The following is a 21,437-nucleotide window of genomic DNA, read 5'->3' as shown; positions in this document are numbered from 1 at the left end:
GCAAGCCCGCTCCCACATTTGGCCTCCAGTGGATGCAAGAATGCATTCCACGGGTATGAAAAAGGCGACCCGAAGGTCGCCTTTTGTCATTGCGCGTATTGCTTGCTCAGCCCCGGCGGTACGCCGTGCACATCGGTCTCTTCCCACGGCCCGTTCGGGCTGATGGAGCGGCTCCAGCCGTTGCTCCAGCGGTAATAGGTGCGCTGGCGGTAGAAGGTGTCGGGCTGTTCTTCCAGCACATACACCTGCATCTTGCCGTCCCAGTGGCTGGCGGCGCCCGGTGGTGGGGCGAAGGTCGGCGATTTGCTTGGCAGCGGTTTCGGCGGCGGGGTCACCGGGCCGGACGGTTGGGTGCTTGGCTGGGTCGAAGGGCCCGACGGCGGGATGGTCGGGCCGGTGGGTGCCGGAGGTGGCCGGTGGACCGCACAAGCGCTCAGGCCGAGTATCAGGCTGAGCAGGGTGATGCGTGCAAAGGCGGTCATAGGCGTTTTCCTCGATTTACTTGTCCGGACTGTCGATGGTCAGCTGCTGCAGCGCAGTGGCAGTGCTGGCCAAGGGTTGGCTGCGGCCGATCCACTCGCCAGCGGTCGGTTGACCGGCCCGGGATATGCGCGCAACCAGTTGGACTTCGGGGAAGTTCGACAGTTTCAACTGCGGCATCATCGCGTCCGCATCGCCCAGTTCGACGGTGACAGGCAGTTCGGCGACGGTCACGCGCTTGGCCGCCAGCGGTGCAGGCGGGCCGGAGACGGCACGGGCGAAGATGAACACGCTGTCGGTGGGCAGGGCTTTGGCCTTCACCTCGGCGGACAAATCCACGCGCACTTTAAGAACAGCCTTGGGCGCTTGAGCGACAGTACCGCCGCTCTCCCTGAGCTTTTCCGCCGCTCGGTCGATACCACCTTGCAGCGCGACCCTGGAATTGTCTTCCGGTGGCAGCTGCGCCAACAGGCGGTTCCAATAGTCGATGGCGTCCTGATAACGCTGGCCTTCAAAGGCGGCAATACCCAACAGGCCAAGGCTGGTGACTTCCTTGGGGTCCAGCTTCAAGGCTTCATCGGTCAGCGCCTGCACCTTGGGCGACCACTGTTTGTTGTCGGCAAAATACTGCGCCTGCGCCCACTGGCCGAGCAGTTCCGGCTGGCGACCGGCCAAAGCCACGGTGCGCTCGAAGACTTTGGCCGCATCGGCGGAACGGTCCTGGGCCATGTAGGCGCGACCGAGGAAGTACAACCCTTCCGGCGAATCCGGCTGGGCAGCGGCGGCGCGTTCCAGGCGCTGGGTCATGTCTTGCATCGACACCGGCGGCTGGGAGAATTCGCGGGTGAGTTCAACCTTGTCACTGGCCCCGTAATGCAGGTACAGCGCGACGCCCAGGATCGGCACCAGAAACGCCGCCAAAAACGGCAACGGTTTGCCCAGGCGCGATTCGCGAGGCGTTTCCGCGCCTTCGGTATCGGCCAGCAGCTCACGGGCCGCTTCGGCGCGGCCGGTGTCGAGTTGCGCGGCATTCAGCACGCCTTCGTCCTGCTGCACTTGCAACTCGGCGACGCGTTCCTGGTAAAGCGCTACGTTCAGCGCGGTGCGGTCCTCTTCACGCTGGGCGCGACGGCCGCGCAATACAGGGATCAACAGGAAACTCAGGGCAATCAGGAGCAGCAACCCTGCTGCGAGCCAAAAATCAATCATCAGTCTTGGTGTCCAGCAATTGGTCGAGGCGTTTGCGCTCTTCGGGGGATAAGGCGTCGGAGCCATCGGTAGGCGCGGCGCGGCGGCGGCGGACGATCACGGCCATGACCACCACACCGGTCAGCAGCAGCCCGGCGGGGCCGAACCAGAGCAGCGCGGTCTTGCCGGTAAGGGCCGGTTTGTAACGCACGAAATCACCGTAGCGCTCGACCATGAAGTCGATGATCTGCTGGTTGTCCTTGCCCTCCCCCAGCATGCGGAAGATCTCTTTGCGCAGGTCGGCGGCGATGGGCGCGTTGGAGTCGGCGATATCCTGGTTCTGGCACTTGGGGCAGCGCAGTTCCTTGGTCAGTTCGCGAAAACGCTCACGGTCACCGTCCTTGGCGAATTCGTAGGTGTCGATGGCGGCGTGGGCCACGCCGACCAACCCCAGCGCCAACACGCCAGCGGCTAACAAACGCTTCATGGCTTGGCCTCATCGACCAGCGCCTGGTACTTGGCGGCCAGTTGCTCGCGCCAGACCACTTCATCGATCACGCCGACGTACTTGTCACGAATCACGCCTTTGGCGTCGATAAAGAAGGTTTCCGGAGCGCCGTACACGCCGAGGTTCAAACCGAGGTTGCCGTCTTCATCGCGGATATCCATCAGGTACGGGTTGTGGAACTCCGCCAGCCACTTCAAGGCCGCCGCATTGTCGTCCTTGTAGTTGATGCCGTAGATCACCACGCCCTTCTCGGCGAGTTTGTTCAGCACCGGGTGCTCGACGCGGCACGAGATGCACCAGGTCGCCCACACGTTGACCAGCGCCGGCTTGCCCAGCAGGTCGGCCTGGGTCAGGGTCTTGTCGCCCTGCACGGTCTTCAGGCTGAACGCCGGAAATGGCTTGCCGATCATCGCCGAAGGCAGCTCGGCCGGGTCCAGGTATAACCCGCGATAAAGAAACACCGCCACCACCAGAAAGGCCGCCAGCGGTAACACCATCAACCAACGCTTCATGCCGGCGCTCCTTGCAGGCCGAGGGCTTCGCGCACCCGGCTTTTTACTTTGACGCGATAACGCCGGTCCAACGCGGCCAGCAAGCCACCCACGCCGGTGAGCAACCCACCAAACCAGATCCAGCGCACAAACGGTTTGACGTGCACGCGCACCGCCCAGGCGCCGTCGCCCAGCGGCTCGCCCAGCGCCACATAAAGGTCGCGGGTGAAACCGGCGTCGATGCCGGCCTCGGTCATCATCGAGCTTTGCACGGTGTACAGGCGTTTTTCCGGGTGCAGCACGGCCACTTCCTTGCCGTTGCGCACCACACGAATAGTGCCTTTGTCCGACGTGAAGTTCGGGCCTTCAAAGTGCTTGGCGCCTTCGAAGATGAAGTGGTAACCGGCCAGGTCCATGGACTCGCCGGGTGCCAGGCGCAGGTCGCGCTCGGCGCTGTTCTGGCTGGAGAGCACCACGCCGAGGGCGCACACGGCGATGCCGAGGTGCGCGACCTGCATGCCCCAATAGCTGCGGGTCAATGTCGGCAAGCCTTTGATCAGGCCTTTGTGGCGGGTCTTGTCGACAATGTCGCGCACGCCGGCCAGCAATACCCAGGCGGCGAGCAGGAAGGTCGCGAGCACCGCCCAGTTGAAGTCGCCATAGGCAAAGCCTGCGATCACCGCCAAGGCCACACTGCCCAGCAGCACCGGCATCAGCATGCCAGCCAGCCATTTCACCGGGGTGTCTTTCCAGCGCACCAATACGCCGACTGCCATCACCACCATCAGCAGGCCCATCAGCGGGATAAACAACGCGTTGAAGTACGGCGGGCCAACCGACAGCTTGGCGCCGCTCAGCGCGTCCAGCACCAGCGGGTACAAGGTACCGAGCAGGATCATCGAGGCGGCCACCACCAGCACCAGGTTATTGCCCAGCAACAGCGTTTCACGCGACCACAGGTTGAAGCCGACCTGGCTCTTGACCACCGGCGCGCGTAAAGCAAACAGGGTGAGCGAGCCGCCCACCACAAACAGCAGGAAGATCAGAATGAACACGCCGCGCGCCGGGTCGGACGCAAACGCATGCACCGACGTCAGCACGCCCGAACGCACAAGGAACGTGCCAAGCAAACTGAGGGAAAACGCGGCGATGGCCAGCAACACGGTCCAGCTTTTGAACACGCCGCGTTTTTCGGTGACGGCCAACGAGTGAATCAGCGCGGTGCCCACCAGCCACGGCATGAACGAGGCGTTTTCGACCGGGTCCCAGAACCACCAGCCGCCCCAGCCGAGTTCGTAATAGGCCCACCACGAGCCCAAGGTGATGCCGATACCGAGAAAGGCCCAGGCGACGATGGTCCACGGCCGCGACCAGCGCGCCCAGGCGGCATCCAGACGCCCGCCGAGCAAGGCAGCGATGGCGAAGGCAAAGGCCACCGAGAAACCCACGTAACCCATGTAGAGCATCGGCGGGTGCACGATCAGGCCGATATCTTGCAGCAATGGATTGAGGTCATGCCCGTCCACAGGGATCTGCGGCAGGATGCGGCTGAATGGGTTGGAGGTCATGATCAGGAACAGCAGAAAACCAATGCTGATCATGCCCATCACCGCCAGCACCCGCGCCAGCATGACTTGCGGCAGTTGGCGCGAGAACACCGACACGGCGAAGGTCCAGCCGCCGAGAATCAAGGCCCACAACAGCAACGAGCCTTCGTGGGCGCCCCACACGGCGCTGAATTTGTAGTACCAGGGCAGCGCGCTGTTGGAGTTGTTGGCGACATAGGCGACGGAAAAGTCGTCAGTCATGAAGGCATAGGTCAGGCAACCAAACGCGAACAACAGAAAGGCAAACTGCCCCCAGGCGGCCGGCTGGGCCAGGCTCATCCACAGGCGGTCGCCGCGCCAGGCGCCAAGCAACGGCACCACGGCCTGCACGATGGCAAAGCACAGGGCGAGGATCATCGCCAACTGGCCCAGCTCGGGAATAAACAGTGCGGACGTCATCAACTTAGCCCTCCTTTGCTGGGGTTGGAGCGGGTTGGCCGCTGTCTTTCAGGGCCTTGGTGACTTCCGGCGGCATGTATTTCTCATCGTGCTTGGCCAGCACTTCATCGGCGACCACCACGCCGTCGGCATTGAGCTTGCCGAGGGCGACGATGCCCTGGCCTTCGCGGAACAGGTCCGGGAGGATGCCGCGATAGGTGATGGTTACGGCCTTGTTGAAATCGGTGACCACGAAGGTGACGTCGAGGGAATCACCGGAACGTTTCAGCGAGCCCTTCTCCACCATGCCGCCCGCGCGAATGCGCGTGTCTACCGGCGCTTCGCCGTTGGCGATCTGGGTCGGGGTGTAGAACAGGTTGATGTTCTCCCGCAGGGCGCTCATCGCCAGGCCCACGGCAACACTCACACCGACCAGGATGGCCAGGATGATCAACAGACGCTTTCTACGCAGCGGATTCACTTATCGGTCTCCCGGCGCAAACGACGCGCCTCTTGTTGCAGGTAACGCTTGCGGGCCAGGATCGGCGCGGCGACGTTGAGGGCCAGCACTGCCAGGCAGATGCCATAGGCCGTCCAGACATACAGGCCGTGGTGGCCCATGGCGAGAAAATCACTGAAAGAGTTGAAACTCATCCCCGCGCTCCCAGGCTGTTTTGCACTTCGGCCTTGACCCAGCTGGTGCGGGCCTCACGCTTGAGCACTTCCAGACGCATGCGCATCAGCAGCACGGCGCCGAAGAAGCAGTAGAACCCCAGCACCATCAGCAGCAGCGGCGCCCACATTTCCACGGGCATCGCCGGTTTTTCGGTCAGGGTGAACGTGGCGCCCTGGTGCAGGGTGTTCCACCACTCCACCGAGTATTTGATGATCGGGATGTTGATCACGCCGACAATCGCCAGCACCGCGCAGGCCTTCGCGGCGCTGTCGCGGTTGCTGATGGCATTGCCCAGGGCGATCAGGCCGAAGTACAGAAACAGCAGGATCAGCATCGAGGTCAGGCGCGCGTCCCACACCCACCATGAACCCCAGGTCGGCTTGCCCCAGATGGCGCCAGTGACCAGCGCCACGGCGGTCATCCACGCGCCGATGGGCGCCGCGCATTGCAGGGCGACGTCGGCCAGCTTCATCTTCCACACCAGCCCGACCACGCCGCACACGGCCAGCATCACGTAGCAGGACTGCGCCAGCATCGCGGCAGGCACGTGGATATAGATGATGCGAAAGCTGTTGCCTTGCTGGTAGTCCGGCGGTGCGAAGGCCAGGCCCCAGACCAGGCCGATGCCGATCAGCAACACGGCGGCGACGCTCAACCACGGCAGCAGCTTGGCGCTGATGCCGTAAAACCATTTGGGCGAGCCGAGCTTGTGAAACCAGGTCCAGTTCATTGCTGTTTCCATCACGGTGGTTTCTCGTCTTGGCGAGAAACTCAGGGTCTTTACTGGTTAATAACGCTTAACCAGACCTCATTATTCGCCGACGCTGATCTTCAGGCCAGCCGCTATAGCAAAGGGTGTCAGGGTTACCGCCAGGGCGGTCAGGCTGCCAAGCCACAGGAGGTAACCGGTCGCCGGCATGCCCATGAGCGCGGCCTGCAAGGCGCCGCTGCCCAGGATCAACACCGGGATATACAAAGGCAGAATCAGCAGGGCCAGCAACAGGCCGCCCCGCTTCAAACCGACGGTCAACGCTGCGCCCACCGCCCCCAACAGGCTGAGCACCGGCGTACCGAGCAACAGGGACAGCAACAATACCGGCAGGCATTCGACGGGCAAGCCCAGCATCATTGCCAGCAACGGTGAGAGCAAGACTAGCGCCAAGCCGGAAAAAGCCCAGTGTGCCAGTACCTTGGCCAGAACCAGAAGTGGCAGCGGGTGCGACGAAAGGACCCACTGTTCGAGGGAACCGTCTTCGAAATCGCTGCGAAACAGCCCGTCCAGCGAGAGCAGCACCGATAAAAGCGCAGCGACCCACACCAATCCTGGGGACAAGGTTTGCAACAGTTTAGTCTCGGGACCGACCGCCAACGGGAACAAGGCGATGACGATGGCAAAGAACACCAGCGGATTGGCCAATTCAGCCGGGCGACGGCACAACAGCCGTGCTTCACGGGCGACCAACAGCGCGAACACACTCATACCGACCACCGGCCCAAATCCAGATCACGGTAACCGGCGGGCATGCGCGTCAGCGTGTGGTGCGTGGTGAGCACCACTGAACCGCCCTGCTCGCAGTGCCGGGCCAGGTGTTCTTCGAGCTGGGCGACGCCTTGTTTGTCGAGGGCGGTGAACGGTTCGTCGAGAATCCACAGCGGCGGGCCCGGCAGGTACAAACGCGCCAGCGCTACGCGGCGCTGCTGGCCGGCGGACAGGGTATGGCAGGGAACATCTTCAAAGCCTTTGAGGCCGACGGCCGCCAGGGCTTGCCAAATGGCATCACGGGAGGCCGGGTGATGCAGGGCGCTGAGCCAGCTGAGGTTCTCTTCCGGAGTGAGCACGTCCTTGATGCCGGCGGCGTGGCCGATCCAGACAAGGTTGCGGGCCAACTCAGTGCGTTGTTCGTTGAGCGGCTTGCCGTTGAGACGCACGCCCCCTGCCGTCGGCTGCATCAAACCGGCCAGCAGGCGCAGCAAACTGGTCTTGCCGCTGCCGTTGGGGCCGCTGATTTGCACCATGTCGCCGCCCGTCAGACGCAGTTCGAGGTGTTCGAACAGCATCCGCAGGTCGCGTTCACAGGCGAGCGCTACGGCTTCAAGAAGAGGGCTGGTCAAGAGATCGCGGGCCTTTACGGTTCAAGTCGGCGGTGCAGCGGCCGTTATAGAGAGATGCACAATAACGGCTTTGGCGACCGATTTTAGAGAGCTGGATCAAATAGTTGTGAGGTTTTTACCGCTCTCTTTGCAGACGGGCGGCATTATACATGTGATGCCCTACTCTAAAGAGGGCAATTTCCCCAGAGACGATGCGCACGATGACCGGTGAGATCAACCTTCCTACGCTGCCTCCTGCCCCGGCGCCCGGACCTGCCCCGCTGCCGCCGACCGGCGAGTTGCTCAAACTGCTGGAGCCGCAGGCCGGACTGATCGACCCTGGGAAAACCGCCAACGCCGAGGTGATCGCGCTTAAACAAGGCGGCGATGCGTTTCAGCTGTTGCTCAAATTGACCCTTGAAGGCGGCCGCCAGACCCTGGTGCAAGCCAGCAGCGCCCAGCCTCTGCCGTTGGGCAGCAATGTAGCGGTGAGCCAGACACCAGCCGGCAACCTGACGCTCTCATTGCAGCAGGCCTTGAGCGCCAACGTGGCCGCCCTCACCCGTATCGACACCACGCAAATGCCGGTGGGCACGCTGTTGCAAGCCAAGGTGCTGACCACCCAGATGTTGCCGCAAGGCACCACGCAACCGGCGATCTACCGCTCGCTGGTGACGGTGCTCAACAACGCCCTCGCCGGCACCACGCTGACGTTGGAAAGCCCGCAGCCACTGCGGGTGGGCAGCTTGCTCAGCGCCGTGGTGCAAAATGCGCAGACCTTGAACTTCGTGCCCTTGAGCGGGCTCAAGGATCAATTGGCGGTGGCTCAACAGCTTTCCACCCAGCAAAGTCGCCAAGGCTCGCTGGACGTGGTCTTCACCGCCCTGCAAAACCTGCCCACCGACGACAGCACGTCCACCGACCTGCGCGCCGCGGCGGCGCGGTTGCTGGCGGCGTTGCCCGACCTGGCACAAGTGAGCAATCCCAAGGTGTTGGCGCAGCTGGTACAGAACAGCGGCGCGTTTCTGGAGGCCAAGTTACTCGCCGGGCAAAACCCGCAAATCCCGCCGCTGGACATGAAAGGCGCGTTGCTGCGCCTGGTCGCCGACTTGCTGCCGGCCCTGCCCAGTGCCACCAACCTCAATGCCATCCTCGCCGCCAATACCCTAGCTCAGGTACTGCCCAATTTTGTGCGTAACCCGCTGAATACGCTCGGCCAGATCGGCGCGCGCCAGGCACCCGCCGGCTTTCCGCTGCCGGATCGGTTGATGCAGCGCCTGGAAGGCGAAAGCGACCTGGAAAACCTGCTGCGCCTGGCCGCCGGTGCGATTTCGCGCCTGCAGAGCCATCAGCTGTCGAGCCTGGAGCAAACCGGCACCACCGCCGATGGCCGCTTGCAAACCACCTGGCAACTGGAAATCCCCATGCGCACCTTGCAGGACATCGTGCCGTTGCAGGTCAAGTTCCAGCGCGAGGAACCGACGCCGGACAAGGACCAGCCCGAACGCAAAGACAAGAAAGACCCCAAGCAGATGCTCTGGCGCGTCGAGTTGGCATTCGACATGGAGCCGCTGGGGCCATTGCAGGTTCAGGCGCAACTGACCCAGGGCAAACTGTCCAGCCAGCTGTGGGCAACCCGGCCCTTTACCGCCAGTTTGATCGAAAGCCATTTGGGCCATTTGCGCGAGCGCCTGGTGACCTCGGGCCTCAACGTCGGCGACCTGGATTGCCACCTCGGCACCCCACCGCGCGGACCAAGAACCGGCCTGGAACAACGCTGGGTGGATGAAACCGCATGAAAAATCCAACCCCACCACGCCAGGCGATTGCCCTCAAGTACGACGGCCAGCAAGCGCCGACCCTGACGGCCAAGGGCGACGATGCATTGGCCGAAGCTATTTTGAAGCTGGCGCGGGAAAATGAAGTGCCGATCTATGAGAACGCCGAGCTGGTCAAGCTGCTGGCGCGCATGGAGCTGGGCGACAGCATCCCCGAAGAGTTGTACCGCACGGTGGCAGAAATTATCGCGTTTGCGTGGACGCTGAAGGGCAAGTTCCCGGTAGGCTACGACCCGAATGCCGAGCCGGTGGAGCGGGATGTGACTGAGCGTGGGGATGATTACTGAGCAACTCAGACATTCACGCATACACATGTGGGAGCTGGCTTGCCTGCGATAGCGATGTGTCAGCTTGCTTATCTGGAACAGGCAGACCGCTATCGCAGGCAAGCCAGCTCCCACAGTAATTCTCTATTGTCAGTTCAGGACTTCACTCAGGGGAATGAAATTGACGCGATCCCCAATAGCCAGCGTCGTCCCCTCCAACACCTCCACAAACCCTTCTGCCCACGCCGCGCTGCGCAGCACGCCGGAGCTCTGGTTGCGGTAGATGATCGCCCTGCCTTGCTCGATACGCCCGCGCAGGTACTCGCGGCGGTTGCCCGGCTTGGGCCAGGTGAAACCCACCGGCACTTCGAAACGCAATGGCTCGACATCTTGCACGCCTTGGCGGCGCAGCAGATAAGGCCGCGCCAGCAGCGCAAAGGTCACCAGGGTCGAGGCCGGGTTGCCGGGCAGGCCGATCACCGGCACACCGCGAAAATGCCCGAAGGTCAGCGGTTTGCCTGGTTTGATCGCCAGCTTCCACAGGGCCAACTCGCCCTCCTCACGCAGGGCGATGCCGAGAAAGTCAGCCTCGCCCACCGACACACCACCGGTCGACAGAATCAGGTCGACAGTGCCCAGGTCCGACAGGCGTTTGCGGGTTTTCTCCAGGTCATCCGGCAGAATCCCGGCGTCGATCACCTCGCAGCCCATGCGCGCCAGCCAGCTGCACAGCACGCGTCGGTTGCTGTTGTAGATCTGCCCCGGGCCGAGCGGCAAACCGGGCTCGATCAACTCGTCGCCGGTGGACAACACGGCCACGCGCACGCGGCGCACCACGTTCAAGCGGTCGTGCCCCAGTGAGGCGGCCAGGCCCAGCTCGATCGGGCCCAGGCGAGTGCCGGCGCTCAACACCAACTCGCCGACGGTGGTTTCCTGGCCTTGCGGGCGGATGTTCTGATGCGCGTGCAACGGCTCGGTAAAGCTCACGCGTTCGTCGGGGTGGACCACGGCGTTTTCCTGCATCTCTACGCAATCGGCGCCTTCGGGCACCGGCGCACCGGTAAAGATGCGCGCACAGGTGCCAGCCGCCAACGGCTGCGGCGCCTGACCGGCGAAGATGCGCTGGCTGACGGGCAACGGCTCGCCGTTCCAGTCCTCCAGGCGCAGGGCGTAACCGTCCATGGCGCTGTTGGGCCAGGGCGGTAAGTCGAGCGTAGAGATCAGGTCTTGCGCGAGCACGCGGCCGTCGCAGTCGGCCAGCGGCACCACGTGCGGATCACGGATCGGCGCGGCTTCGGCCATGTCCAGCAGTTGGCGCAGCGCGTCTTCCACTGGCATCAGGGCGCCGGTTTTGCCGGGCTTATCCACGGGATTCGCAGGGTTGGGCCTGCTTCAAGTGAGGAACGAAGTTGCACGGGCGATGACGGTTGTCCAGTTGCTCGGCGAGGATGCCGTCCCAGCCGGTACGCACCGCGTTGGTCGAACCCGGCAGGCAGCACACCAGCGTGCCATTGGCCAGGCCGGCCAGGGCGCGCGATTGCACGGTAGAGGTGCCGATATCGGCCACGGAGATCTGGCGGAACAGTTCGCCAAAGCCGTCGACGTGTTTGTCGAGCAGGCAGCTCACCGCTTCGGGCGTGCTGTCGCGGCCGGTGAAGCCGGTGCCGCCGGTGATCAGCACCACTTGCACCACGTCTTCGGCGATCCAGTGGGCGACTTTCGCGCGGATTTTGTAGAGGTCGTCCTTGAGCAGCACGCGCTCGGCCAGGGTGTGGCCGGCGGCGGTCAGCCGGTCGACGAAGACCTGGCCCGAGGTGTCGGTGTCCAGGGTGCGGGTGTCGCTGACAGTCAGTACAGCAATATTCAGGGGTACGAAGGGCGCATCAGCCTTGGCGTTCATGGCTCGGTCCGGTTGTCGAAGGAACAGCCCGATGTTATATCACAGGGCCCTATTTACCTGCCGCTGCGGAACCGCCATGTCTCTCGATTCTTCGCCCCTGCCCTGTTCGATTCTGCTATTGGCCGGTGGCCGTGGCCAACGCATGGGTGGTCAGGACAAGGGCCTGCTGGCGTGGCACGGCCAGCCGTTGATTGCCCACCTGCAACGCCTGACCCGGGCGCTGACGGATGACCTGATCATCTCGTGCAATCGCAACCATGACCTGTATGCGCCCTACGCCGACCAGTTGGTGAGCGACGACAGCCCGGACTTTCCCGGCCCGCTGGCAGGCATCCGCGCCGGGCTCGCCGCCGCGCGCCATGCGCATCTGCTGATACTGCCCTGCGATGTGCCAAACATCGACGCGGCGCTGCTTGCCGATCTGCGTGAAACTGCACGCCGCACGCCGCAGGTGCCGGTGATGGTGCGCCAGGGCGAATTCTGGGAACCCTTGATTTGCATCATCCCAACCCACCTTAAAACTGAGGTAGAACGGGCCTGGGACGCCGGTGAACGCAGCCCGCGCAAGATTCTGCTGCAACTGGGCGGCGTGGGCCTGGAGTGCCCGGCCAATGACCCGCGCCTGGCCAACCTGAATACACCTGAACTGTTGCACGCAGCCTGCGGCGTGTCAGAATGAACCTCGCACAAGGAACTTTGTCGACGCGCCGCGCGTCACAAGGTCAGCAATTTAAAAGCATTCTCTCGGAGACACACTCATGACTCAACGGACCATCGCCGCTCTCATGCTTGCACTGGGCCTCGCTACTCTCGCCGGTTGCGCCTCGCCTACAGTGATCACCCTGAATGACGGTCGCGAAATCCAGGCCGTCGACACCCCTAAATTCGATAAGGCTTCGGGCTTCTACGAGTTCGAACAACTTGACGGCAAGCAGACTCGCATCAACAAGGATCAGGTTCGTACCGTTAAAGACCTGTAAGTCTTAACGCTGGACCCACAAGGCCCGCCTCGCGCGGGCCTTGTCGTTTCCGGGATTTACCAGTCGAGGGTGATCAGGCTGCGGAAATCGCGTTGCTCACCGGTGACCGGGTCGATAAACCGCACGCCCTGGGCCAGCAGTTTGAGCGGGTTGGCGTAATCGTCCTCGGCGTCCTTGATGACGTCGGGGTAGAACGGGTCATTGCAGATACTCGCCCCCAGCGCGGTCATGTGTACGCGCAACTGGTGCTTCTTGCCGGTAACGGGGAACAGGCCGTAACGCCACAGGTCGGCGTTTTTCTCACGGACTTCTACCACCGTCTCGGTGTTGCTGACGCCGGGGCCTTCCTGCATGCGAAAGAACGGTTCGCCCTCCACCAGACGGCTTTTGTGAACCATGGGGAAGGTCAAATCAGGCAACGCGGGAGCGATGGCTTCGTAGAATTTGTCGATGCGCCGCGTTGGAAACAGCTGTTGATAGGCTGAACGGCTGTGCGGGTTGGCCGAAAACAGCACCAGCCCTGCGGTGTGCCGGTCGATGCGGTGCAAGGGCACCAGAGCAGGGTTATCCAGGCGCCGGATCAAGCGGCGCAACAGGGTCTGTTCAACGTACTCGCCCGCCGGGGTCACCGGGAGAAAATGCGGTTTGTCGGCGACCACCAGGTGCTCGTCGGCATACAGGATGGTTTCCTCAACCGGAATGACTTTCTCATTCGGCACTTCACGGAAGTAGTAAATGCACAGGCCTTCCTTGTAGGCCAAATCCATTTGGATCGGCGTGCCGTTGATGTCGAGTACACGGCCACGGGCGATGCGGTCCAGCCAGCGTTCACGGCCAATCGCAGGGAAATGCTCACACAGACACTCCAGCACCGTCGTCCACGGGCCAGGTGGCAAATACAACGTGCTGGCTTGGTGTTGCGACGCGGAAAAACCGGAAGATGACATGACAATGCTCGAGGCCTGGAAAATCAGGCGGGCATTATCCCGCATGGAGCGCGATGGAGCCTAGGGCGGATCTCAGGCCTTGGCCAATTGCGCGCGCAGGATCGGCGAAGCGCTGGCCGCTTCGGTGAACTCCTTGAGCCAACGCAGCACGTCCACCGCTTCCCAGCGACCGGGATCGTAAAGCGCGTACAACAACCCTTGGTAACCCACTACATCCAACTGTTTGTGATAACCGGCGCGCTGGAACAACGCTTCGATTTCGGCAAAGCAGGTATTGAAATGCACTTTGTTAAACGGCGTCTTGCCTTCCGTGACCAGGCCGTCGAGGCGCAGCTCGTTCACCGCGTCGCGCACGACGTCGGCGGACATGCGATTGACGCTGCTTTTCAATTGTTCAACATTCACCACGGGCGTTCCCTCTATTCAATCGCTGTACAAACATACAGTAACGTAATATTTGGAAACTCGCCATCGGAGAACGCCTAGGACAGGAAGGCAACCACCTGTGCTGTGTCGAATGGCCAGTCCAGCTCGGCCCCGGTATCCACCCGGCGAAGCACCGGAATCCGCAGGCTGTAGGCGTCTGTAAGGTCATCGGGGTCGGTGATATCCACCAGTTCCACCAGCAACCCGTGTTCGACGAGCGGCATGATTTCGACTTCGGCAATCTCACAAAGATGGCAACCCAGGGTGCCGAACAACTGGCATTCAGGAAGCATGGCGAATAGGCCTGATCAGGAAACGGGCAACCATTCTAAGCCTGCCAAATACCGGTGGCGAGCGGGCTTGATCTGCGTTGATTGGCGAAACGGCTCAGGCGGCTGGTGTGTTTGTTCTGGATGGACTCGTAGGCAGGCTTCAGGGGCGCTTCGCGCCCCAACGCGGGGCAAGCCCGCTCGCCACAGCAAGCCCGCTCACCACGACGGGCCCGCTGGCCACAACTAGCCCGCTTGGAATGGAAAGCCTGACCCAGATCACCATGGCCTATAACTGATTCAGCGATTCTCGCGCCTTTTTGTCCGCTCAACCTGCAAGGAAGCCGCCTGTGTTTGCCAATCTGCTGATCATTCTGGCCTCATCCCTGGTGGTGATAGCGCTGTTTCGCCGCCTGCAATTGCCGCCCGTGCTGGGTTACCTGTGCGTGGGCCTGGCGTTGGGGCCCACCGCTCTGGATTGGGTGAATGACAGCGAAGAGCTGCCCGACCTTGCCGAATTGGGGGTGGTGTTCCTGCTGTTTTCTTTGGGGTTGGAGTTTTCCCTGACCAAGATGCTTGCCCTGCGCAGCGTGGTGTTTGGCTTGGGCAGTTTGCAGGTGCTGGGGTGTGCAGCCTTGCTGGGAGGGCTGTTAATGGGCTTCGGTCTGTCGCCAAGCGTCGCGCTGATGCTCGGCGCGGGGCTGGCATTGTCCTCCACCGCGATTGTCAGCAAGGAGCTGAGCAGCCTGGGGGAAATCTTCAGCAGCCACGGCCAGAACGCAATTGGCGTATTGCTGTTCCAGGATGTGGTGGCGGTGTTGCTGCTCACGTTGGTGCCGGTGTTTGCCGGCGGCAGCGAACACGCCTGGTATTGGGCACTGCCGCTGACGCTGGGCAAAACCGTGCTGTTGTTCGTCGGATTGCTGTTCGCCAGTCGTTGGTTGCTGCCCCGCCTGTTCCACGAAGTTGCCGCGTCCCATTCGGCTGAACTGTTTGTGCTGTTGGCGCTGGTGATCGTCTTGCTCACCGCCTGGCTCACGCATTTGCTCGGCCTCTCCCCTGCCCTCGGGGCTTTTCTGGCGGGCATGCTGTTGGGGGAAAGCCATTACCGGCATCAGATTGAAGCGGACATACGGCCATTTCGCGACATTCTGCTTGGGCTGTTTTTCGTCAGCATCGGCATGCTTATCGACCTGCAGCTGTTCGTCAGCCACAGCCTGCTGATCCTCGGCCTGACCCTCGCGCTGATGCTGATCAAGGGCTGTGTGGTGGCAGCCCTGGTCAAGCTGCGCGGCAGCGACGGTGAAACCGCATGGCGCAGCGGCCTTGCCCTGGCGCAAGGCGGCGAATTCTGCTTCGCGTTGATGGCGCAGATGCAGCAGAGCCGGCTGATTCCGGACGAATTCAACGGTTTGCTGCTGGCCGCCACCTTTTGCTCGATGCTGCTGACCCCGCTGTTGCTGCGCGCCGCACCGGGCATCGCCCTGCGCCTGCACCGCAAGCCCAACCAGCAGGTGCAACTGGAGGAAATCACCGCGCTCAATGCCGACTTACATGGCCACGCGGTGATTTGCGGGTATGGCCGCGTCGGGCAATCCATCGGGCGCTTTTTGCGCCGGGAACATCAGGCGTTCATCGCCCTGGATGACGACCCCGAGCGCGTGAAAGAGGCCGCTACCGAAGACAGCAGCGTGCATTACGGCGACTGCCGCCGTGGGGCCTTGCTCAGTGCGGTCGGCCTGGAGCGCGCGCGGCTGGTGGTGATTGCCGTGGATAACAGCGATGTGGCCCTGACCGTCCTGAAAGAAGCCAGGAGGATCAACCCGCACGTCCCCGTGCTGGTGCGCACGCGCGATGACAGCCAACTGGCCGAGTTGAAAGCTGCGGGCGCCAGCGAAGTGGTGCCCGAGTTACTGGAATCGAGCCTGATGCTCGCCTCCCACGCCTTGATCCTGCTGGGCCTGCCGGACCACCAGGTGCAGGCGCGGGTGGATGAGGTGCGCCATGACCGTTATCGCCTATTGCACGGCTTTGATGCGCAGACCGAAAAACCGCTCAATCCTGACTGACCGCCCCAATCTTGTGGATCGACAGGTCCGCGCCGTAGTACTCCTGCTCCTGGCTCAGGCGCAGCCCGTGCACGCGCTTGATCACGCCGTACACCAACAGCCCGCCGACCAGCGCCACCGCCACGCCCAATGCCGTGCCGATCAACTGGCTGATCAGGCTCACACCGCCCAGGCCGCCAAGGGCCGTCTGGCCAAAGATGCCGCATGCTATGCCGCCCCACACGCCGCACAAGCCATGCAGCGGCCATACACCCAGCACATCGTCGATCTTCCAGCGATCCTGGGCCGCGATAAAGAACCACACAAACAATCCACCGGCCACCGCACCGGTGACCAGCGCGCCCACCGGGTGCATCAGGTCGGAACCGGCGCAGATCGCCACCAGCCCGGCCAACGGACCGTTATGCAGGAAGCCTGGGTCATTGCGGCCAATCACCAACGCGGCAACGGTGCCGCCGACCATGGCCATCAACGAGTTCACGGCGACCAGGCCGCTGACGCCATTAAGAGTCTGCGCGCTCATCACGTTAAAGCCGAACCAGCCGACAATCAGGATCCACGAGCCCAGCGCCAGGAACGGAATGCTCGACGGCGCAAAGGCCACCAAGCGCCCTTCCCGGTATCGACCATTGCGCGGTCCCAGCAGCAGCACCGCCGCCAGCGCCAGCCAGCCGCCCATGGCATGCACCACCACGGAACCGGCAAAATCGTGAAAGCTGGCACCAAAGGTTGCCAGCAGCCAGGCTTGCAGGCCGAAGTTGCCGTTCCACACCATGCCTTCGAAAAACGGATAGATAAACGCCACGATCAGCGCGGTGGCACACAGCTGCGGAGCGAACCTGGCGCGCTCGGCAATACCCCCGGAAATAATCGCCGGAATCGCCGCTGCAAACGTCAGCAGGAAGAAAAACTTCACCAGGCCGTAGCCATGATCGGCGCTGATCACCGCCGCCGGTTGCATGAAGGTCACGCCGTAGGAGATCCAATAGCCTATAAAGAAATAGGCCAGGGTAGAGATAGCGAAATCGCTGAGGATCTTCGACAGGGCATTCACCTGGTTTTTCTGGCGCACGGTACCGACTTCCAGGAACGCGAAGCCGGCATGCATGGCCAAAACCATGACCGCACCGATCAGGATGAACAGGGTGTTGGAGCTGTGAACAAGCGTGTCCACCGCACTTTGCATATTTTCCATGGAGGTTGGCAGGCCTGCATTAAAGGCAAAAAGCACCAAAGCGGTTCAAGCCGGGGTGTCGCGCACTAAATTGGCACCACCGATCCCACCTCTGTGCAGAAGGTGTGAACCGCTTTAGCGCAGCGATCAACACAACAGGCCGTTGCCGACAGGGTTTTTCCGCGGGTTTTATTGATTTAGGGTAAGGTTTTTCAAGGCATTAGCCTCGGGTCGCCCGGATTCAGCGCATACCCTGGGGCAGGCGCACCAAGGCAAAGCAAAAGCTGTACCAGACAATTGCAGTGAACCTTCACCGTTACCGGTGACTCGAAAACAAACGTAACGCACCAGACGCACAGATCAGCCAATCACGGAGATAACCATGGCCCGAAGAACTGCAAAGACTGCTCAAGAAATACTGATGGCGGATTTTCAAACCTTGGTCAGTGACACTGAAAGGTTGCTGGACGACACCGCGGTATTGGCCGGCGACCAGGCCGACGAGCTGCGCACAAAAATCCACGACAGCCTGCTCAAGGCCCGCGAAACCCTGCAACTGACCGAAGATTCCCTGCGTGAACGCGGCCAGGCGGCTGTCACCGCCACCGAAGATTACGTGCAAGCCAACCCTTGGCAGTCAGTCGGCATTGCCGCCGGCGTTGGCTTTCTGATCGGTCTGCTGGCTACAAGGCGCTAATACCATGTCTATCGGCGAATCCGGCTCGTCCACGAGCTCAAGCTCCACTTCCCGACGCCTGGGCGCGGCCGTTCTGGGCTTGCTGCACAGCCACGTCGAATTGTTTGGCATCGAGTTGCAGGAGCAGAAATCCCGCACGGTCAGCTTGCTGCTGTTTGCAGGCCTGGCGCTGGTGTTTGCCCTATTGTTGCTGGTGGGGTTATCGGCGCTGGTGATGATTCTGGTCTGGGACACTTACCGTCTCACCGGGATTATCAGCCTTTGCGTGTTCTACAGCCTGGCCGCAGCGTTTTGCGGAGTGCGCTTGAAAGCGGCGATATTCGATGAATCCACGCCCTTCCACGCCACCCTCGAAGAGCTGGCCAATGATCGGGAGCGCCTGCTGCCATGAGCATGACTGAAATCCCGCAAAACACCTCCCGCCGGGAAATGCGCAAGGCGTTGATCCGCCTGCGCATGGAAATGCACCGTCAGGAAATCCGCCATGAGTCTCAGCAACTGATGGTCCCGCTGAACAAAGTGCGTGACCTGCGCCATAACTGGCAGGACAGCCTGGGCATCAAGCATGCGCCGCTGTGGGGCGTGGCTGCAGTGACGCTGATGGGCTTTTTTACCGGCAAGGGCGCCAAGGCCGGCAGTATCAGCAGCGTGACGCGCCTGGTGCGGCTGGGCGCCGGTTTGATCCCGTTGATCAAATTGGCCATGGCAGGGCGCAAGGGTTAATCGCGACTGGCTGCATTCTTGCAAACAGAATCGGCCCGGCCCTCGTTACTGAGGGCCGGGCCTTTTTTCGCCAGCTCTCTTAAGGAGGCCCCGTGATCGACGGGCAACCGCTCGCCTGTTTCCAGCCATTCATCGACACTGCCACCGGGCGCATCGCCGGCGTCGAGGCACTCGGCCGTCTGCGCCAGGCTGATGGCCGCTTGCTGTCAGTCGGCCCGCTGTTTGCCGACCCGCGCACGCCAGGCGTGGCCTTGCGCCGCCTCGACCGGCAGATCCGCGACAATGCCTTGAGCCGCCTGCATGAAGCGCCTGCAGACTGGTTTCTGAGCCTGAACATCTCGCCCCGCTGGATCAACCGTCTGCGCGCCGGCCAAGCCTTGCCCAGCCTGAAGCAGGTGCATGCGCATGGCGTCGATCCGCAGCGCATTGTGTTCGAGATCACCGAACTGGGCGGTGACATCCAGCGTCTGGCCGAGGTGGTGGCGCGCTATCGTGAGGCCGGTGCACGCATTGCCATCGATGACTTCGGTGCCGGCTACTCCCAGCTTGACCGGGTGCTCGCGCTGCAGCCGGATATCCTCAAGCTGGACATGCGCCTGTTCCAGGAAGCCGCCAAGGGCGGACCAAGCAGTGAGGTCGTGCGCGCGCTGGCGCAAATGGCCGAAAAGACGGGCTGCTGGATCATCGCCGAGGGCGTGGAAACCGAGGCGCAGCTGAGCTTCGCCCTGGAATGCGGCGCGCGGTACGTACAGGGTTACCTGTTTGCCCAAGCGCAACTCGACTGGTTTGCCACCGATGCCTTCGTGCCGCAGTTTGCCCGGCTGCGCACGGTTTACGTGCAGCAAAAACTGGCTGAACGCGGCCGCATCATGCAGTTGCGCCTGCAACTGGCCCAGCTGATGCTGATCCTGCAGAACTGGGCACAGGGCCAGGCACCGCTGGAACAGTTACCTCAATTGCCGGATTTCCCCTGGCTGCTGCGCTTTTATCAGTGCGACCGGCATGGCACCCAGCTGACGCCCAACTTCGAATGGCGCCAGGACGCCTGGCAGGCCGACAGCCGCTACCTGGGGCATAACTGGTCGTGGCGCCCCTACTTCTATCACCTGCTGGCCGAAGGCTGGGAGGAGCGACGCCTGACCCTCTCCCAGACTTACCGCGACGCCACCACCAATCAGTATTGCCTGACCGCCGGACAATTCTTCGATAACGGTCAGCGTTTGCTGTTAATCGATATAGACGCGGCCGGCTTGTAGATTTTCGCTTGCCCCGGTGCAGCTGAACCGGGAAGCTGGGAGGGTCATTCACCGCACGGAGAGTACCCGCCTTGGATTGGCCCACCCTGCTTACCCGCGAACGTCTTGGAAAGCCTCTGCACAGCCCGGAAGAACTCGGCCGCAGCCCGTTTCACAAAGACCATGACCGTATTATTTTCTCCGGCGCCTTCCGCCGCCTGGGCCGCAAGACCCAAGTGCACCCGGTGTCCAGCAACGATCATATTCATACGCGCCTGACCCACTCCCTGGAAGTCAGCTGCGTCGGCCGTTCCCTCGGCATGCGCGTGGGCGAAACCCTGCGCAGCGCCCTGCCCGACTGGTGCGACCCCAGCGATCTGGGCATGGTCGTGCAATCGGCTTGCCTGGCCCATGACATCGGCAACCCGCCATTCGGGCATTCCGGCGAAGATGCCATCCGCCACTGGTTCCAACAGGCGGCCGGCCGCGGCTGGCTGGACGACATGAGCAGCGCCGAGCGCAATGACTTTCTCAATTTCGAAGGCAACGCCCAGGGTTTTCGGGTGCTTACCCAGCTTGAGTACCACCAGTTCGACGGCGGCACTCGCCTGACCTATGCCACCCTGGGCACCTACCTGAAATACCCCTGGACCGCCCGCCACGCGGACTCGCTGGGCTACAAGAAGCATAAGTTCGGCTGTTACCAGAGCGAGCTGCCGATTCTTGAGCAGATCGCCCACAGGCTGGGCCTGCCGCAGCTGGAAGAACAACGCTGGGCCCGTCATCCACTGGTGTACCTGATGGAGGCGGCAGACGATATCTGCTACGCCTTGATCGATCTCGAAGACGGCCTGGAAATGGAGTTGCTCGAATACGCCGAGGTCGAGTCGTTGTTGCTCGACCTGGTCGGTGACGACCTGCCCCAGACTTATCGACAACTGGGCGCGCAAGACTCGCGCCGGCGCAAGCTAGCGATTTTGCGCGGCAAGGCCATCGAGCACCTGACCAATGCCGCTGCCCGGGCTTTCGTGGAACAGCAGGATGCGTTGCTGGCCGGCACACTGCCGGGCGATCTGGTGGAGCACATGCATGGCCCCGCCAAGCGTTGCGTGCTGGATGCCAAGGACATGGCCCGCAAGAAAATCTTCCAGGACAAGCGCAAGACCCTGCATGAAATCGGTGCCTACACCACCCTCGAAATCCTCTTGAATGCGTTTTGCGGTGCCGCGCTGGAGCAACACGGCGGGCGCACGCCGTCGTTCAAGAACCGGCGCATCCTCGACCTGCTCGGCAACAGCGCACCGGACCCGGCGTGGCCGTTGCACGCCTCGTTCATGCGCATGATCGACTTTATTGCCGGCATGACCGACAGCTACGCCACCGAGATGGCACGGGAGATGACCGGGCGTTCGAGCCCACAATGACGCTTTCGATCACGCCGCCTGTTCCCCGAACAGAATCTGCCTACGAAGGGAACAGAGCTGCCTGATCGAA

At 62.3% G+C, this 21,437-nt stretch carries 26 protein-coding genes; 10 read left to right on the top strand and 16 right to left on the bottom strand.

The features are described from left to right. Positions 1–86: 86 nt before the first annotated feature. The 10 genes from AACV02_RS10935 to ccmA all read right to left on the bottom strand — a co-directional run bounded on the left by AACV02_RS10935 (position 87) and on the right by ccmA (position 7,440). The gene (locus AACV02_RS10935) at positions 87–482 is read right to left on the bottom strand and encodes a hypothetical protein (RefSeq protein ID WP_119739513.1); all 396 of its coding nucleotides are present in this window, start codon (positions 480–482) and stop codon (positions 87–89) included. A gap of 16 nt (positions 483–498) precedes the next feature. Further along, on the bottom strand, positions 499–1,689 hold the full coding sequence (ccmI, locus tag AACV02_RS10930) for a c-type cytochrome biogenesis protein CcmI (RefSeq protein WP_106576787.1): 1,191 nt from the start codon (positions 1,687–1,689) through the stop codon (positions 499–501). Further along, positions 1,682–2,155 carry a cytochrome c-type biogenesis protein gene (locus AACV02_RS10925; protein ID WP_119739511.1) on the bottom strand — a complete coding sequence of 158 codons (474 nt, stop codon included), beginning with the start codon at positions 2,153–2,155 and terminating at the stop codon, positions 1,682–1,684. The genes ccmI and AACV02_RS10925 overlap by 8 nt, the downstream gene beginning before the upstream one ends. Beyond that, positions 2,152–2,688, bottom strand: coding sequence for a DsbE family thiol:disulfide interchange protein (locus AACV02_RS10920; RefSeq protein WP_119739509.1), 537 nt, complete (start codon positions 2,686–2,688; stop codon positions 2,152–2,154). Before AACV02_RS10920 ends, AACV02_RS10925 begins: the two co-directional genes overlap by 4 nt. Then, positions 2,685–4,673, bottom strand: coding sequence for a heme lyase CcmF/NrfE family subunit (locus AACV02_RS10915; protein WP_119739506.1), 1,989 nt, complete (start codon positions 4,671–4,673; stop codon positions 2,685–2,687). Before AACV02_RS10915 ends, AACV02_RS10920 begins: the two co-directional genes overlap by 4 nt. A 4-nt stretch (positions 4,674–4,677) precedes the next feature. Beyond that, positions 4,678–5,133, bottom strand: coding sequence for a cytochrome c maturation protein CcmE (gene ccmE, locus AACV02_RS10910; RefSeq protein WP_106576791.1), 456 nt, complete (start codon positions 5,131–5,133; stop codon positions 4,678–4,680). Next, complete coding sequence (gene ccmD / locus AACV02_RS10905) at positions 5,130–5,306, bottom strand: heme exporter protein CcmD (RefSeq protein ID WP_106576792.1); 177 nt, start codon at positions 5,304–5,306, stop codon at positions 5,130–5,132. Before ccmD ends, ccmE begins: the two co-directional genes overlap by 4 nt. Further along, entirely contained in the window at positions 5,303–6,058 is a 756-nt protein-coding gene (locus AACV02_RS10900) for a heme ABC transporter permease (protein ID WP_106576793.1), read from the bottom strand. Before AACV02_RS10900 ends, ccmD begins: the two co-directional genes overlap by 4 nt. Positions 6,059–6,139: 81 nt before the next feature. Beyond that, on the bottom strand, positions 6,140–6,808 hold the full coding sequence (ccmB, locus tag AACV02_RS10895; protein ID WP_003189951.1) for a heme exporter protein CcmB: 669 nt from the start codon (positions 6,806–6,808) through the stop codon (positions 6,140–6,142). Further along, positions 6,805–7,440, bottom strand: a complete 636-nt coding sequence (gene ccmA / locus AACV02_RS10890) for a cytochrome c biogenesis heme-transporting ATPase CcmA (protein WP_106576794.1) — start codon at positions 7,438–7,440, stop codon at positions 6,805–6,807. The genes ccmB and ccmA overlap by 4 nt, the downstream gene beginning before the upstream one ends. Positions 7,441–7,640: 200 nt before the next feature. Between ccmA and fliK the strand changes: the two genes are divergently transcribed. Together fliK and AACV02_RS10880 are read left to right on the top strand one after the other, a co-directional pair. After that, the gene (gene fliK, locus AACV02_RS10885; RefSeq protein WP_106577282.1) at positions 7,641–9,218 is read left to right on the top strand and encodes a flagellar hook-length control protein FliK; all 1,578 of its coding nucleotides are present in this window, start codon (positions 7,641–7,643) and stop codon (positions 9,216–9,218) included. Next, complete coding sequence (locus AACV02_RS10880; protein WP_053255183.1) at positions 9,215–9,544, top strand: EscU/YscU/HrcU family type III secretion system export apparatus switch protein; 330 nt, start codon at positions 9,215–9,217, stop codon at positions 9,542–9,544. Before fliK ends, AACV02_RS10880 begins: the two co-directional genes overlap by 4 nt. Positions 9,545–9,673: 129 nt before the next feature. On the opposite strand, the gene AACV02_RS10875 is transcribed toward AACV02_RS10880, so the two are convergent. Beyond that, positions 9,674–10,861, bottom strand: coding sequence for a molybdopterin molybdotransferase MoeA (locus tag AACV02_RS10875; protein ID WP_119740797.1), 1,188 nt, complete (start codon positions 10,859–10,861; stop codon positions 9,674–9,676). Between the two features lie 22 nt (positions 10,862–10,883). After that, positions 10,884–11,423 carry a molybdenum cofactor biosynthesis protein B gene (gene moaB / locus AACV02_RS10870; protein ID WP_119739504.1) on the bottom strand — a complete coding sequence of 180 codons (540 nt, stop codon included), beginning with the start codon at positions 11,421–11,423 and terminating at the stop codon, positions 10,884–10,886. Positions 11,424–11,499: 76 nt separating this feature from the next. Between moaB and mobA the strand changes: the two genes are divergently transcribed. Then, positions 11,500–12,102, top strand: a complete 603-nt coding sequence (gene mobA, locus AACV02_RS10865; protein WP_119739502.1) for a molybdenum cofactor guanylyltransferase MobA — start codon at positions 11,500–11,502, stop codon at positions 12,100–12,102. 79 nt (positions 12,103–12,181) lie between these two features. Next, complete coding sequence (locus tag AACV02_RS10860; RefSeq protein ID WP_065901933.1) at positions 12,182–12,403, top strand: YgdI/YgdR family lipoprotein; 222 nt, start codon at positions 12,182–12,184, stop codon at positions 12,401–12,403. A 56-nt stretch (positions 12,404–12,459) separates the two neighbouring features. Here AACV02_RS10860 and AACV02_RS10855 read toward each other — a convergent pair whose 3' ends face one another. From AACV02_RS10855 to AACV02_RS10845, 3 genes are all read right to left on the bottom strand, one after another. Beyond that, positions 12,460–13,350: a pseudouridine synthase gene (locus tag AACV02_RS10855; protein ID WP_119740795.1), complete on the bottom strand. Its 891-nt coding sequence runs from the start codon at positions 13,348–13,350 to the stop codon at positions 12,460–12,462. A gap of 72 nt (positions 13,351–13,422) precedes the next feature. Further along, the gene (locus AACV02_RS10850; RefSeq protein ID WP_017529348.1) at positions 13,423–13,758 is read right to left on the bottom strand and encodes a hypothetical protein; all 336 of its coding nucleotides are present in this window, start codon (positions 13,756–13,758) and stop codon (positions 13,423–13,425) included. Between the two features lie 74 nt (positions 13,759–13,832). Beyond that, positions 13,833–14,069: a glutaredoxin family protein gene (locus tag AACV02_RS10845; RefSeq protein ID WP_106576797.1), complete on the bottom strand. Its 237-nt coding sequence runs from the start codon at positions 14,067–14,069 to the stop codon at positions 13,833–13,835. Between the two features lie 326 nt (positions 14,070–14,395). Between AACV02_RS10845 and AACV02_RS10840 the strand changes: the two genes are divergently transcribed. Then, positions 14,396–16,114 carry a cation:proton antiporter gene (locus AACV02_RS10840; RefSeq protein WP_119739500.1) on the top strand — a complete coding sequence of 573 codons (1,719 nt, stop codon included), beginning with the start codon at positions 14,396–14,398 and terminating at the stop codon, positions 16,112–16,114. Here AACV02_RS10840 and AACV02_RS10835 read toward each other — a convergent pair. Continuing rightward, on the bottom strand, positions 16,101–17,309 hold the full coding sequence (locus AACV02_RS10835) for an ammonium transporter (protein WP_119740793.1): 1,209 nt from the start codon (positions 17,307–17,309) through the stop codon (positions 16,101–16,103). The genes AACV02_RS10840 and AACV02_RS10835 overlap by 14 nt on opposite strands. A gap of 361 nt (positions 17,310–17,670) precedes the next feature. Between AACV02_RS10835 and AACV02_RS10830 the strand changes: the two genes are divergently transcribed. The 5 genes from AACV02_RS10830 (at position 17,671) to AACV02_RS10810 (ending at position 21,367) form a co-directional block, all read left to right on the top strand. Further along, positions 17,671–17,985: a DUF883 family protein gene (locus AACV02_RS10830; RefSeq protein WP_106576799.1), complete on the top strand. Its 315-nt coding sequence runs from the start codon at positions 17,671–17,673 to the stop codon at positions 17,983–17,985. 4 nt (positions 17,986–17,989) lie between these two features. Next, positions 17,990–18,376 (top strand): phage holin family protein, encoded by a 387-nt coding sequence (locus AACV02_RS10825; RefSeq protein ID WP_064451560.1) that lies wholly within the window; start codon positions 17,990–17,992, stop codon positions 18,374–18,376. Beyond that, complete coding sequence (locus tag AACV02_RS10820) at positions 18,373–18,708, top strand: hypothetical protein (RefSeq protein WP_106576800.1); 336 nt, start codon at positions 18,373–18,375, stop codon at positions 18,706–18,708. The genes AACV02_RS10825 and AACV02_RS10820 overlap by 4 nt, the downstream gene beginning before the upstream one ends. Positions 18,709–18,800: 92 nt before the next feature. After that, the gene (locus AACV02_RS10815; RefSeq protein WP_119739498.1) at positions 18,801–19,964 is read left to right on the top strand and encodes an EAL domain-containing protein; all 1,164 of its coding nucleotides are present in this window, start codon (positions 18,801–18,803) and stop codon (positions 19,962–19,964) included. 71 nt (positions 19,965–20,035) lie between these two features. Further along, the gene (locus AACV02_RS10810; protein ID WP_106576802.1) at positions 20,036–21,367 is read left to right on the top strand and encodes a deoxyguanosinetriphosphate triphosphohydrolase; all 1,332 of its coding nucleotides are present in this window, start codon (positions 20,036–20,038) and stop codon (positions 21,365–21,367) included. Positions 21,368–21,437: the final 70 nt, after the last annotated feature.

This window comes from Pseudomonas sp. Larv2_ips (assembly GCF_963879675.1).
GTDB lineage: Bacteria > Pseudomonadota > Gammaproteobacteria > Pseudomonadales > Pseudomonadaceae > Aquipseudomonas.
This window is presented reverse-complemented; position numbering and strand designations above follow the sequence as displayed.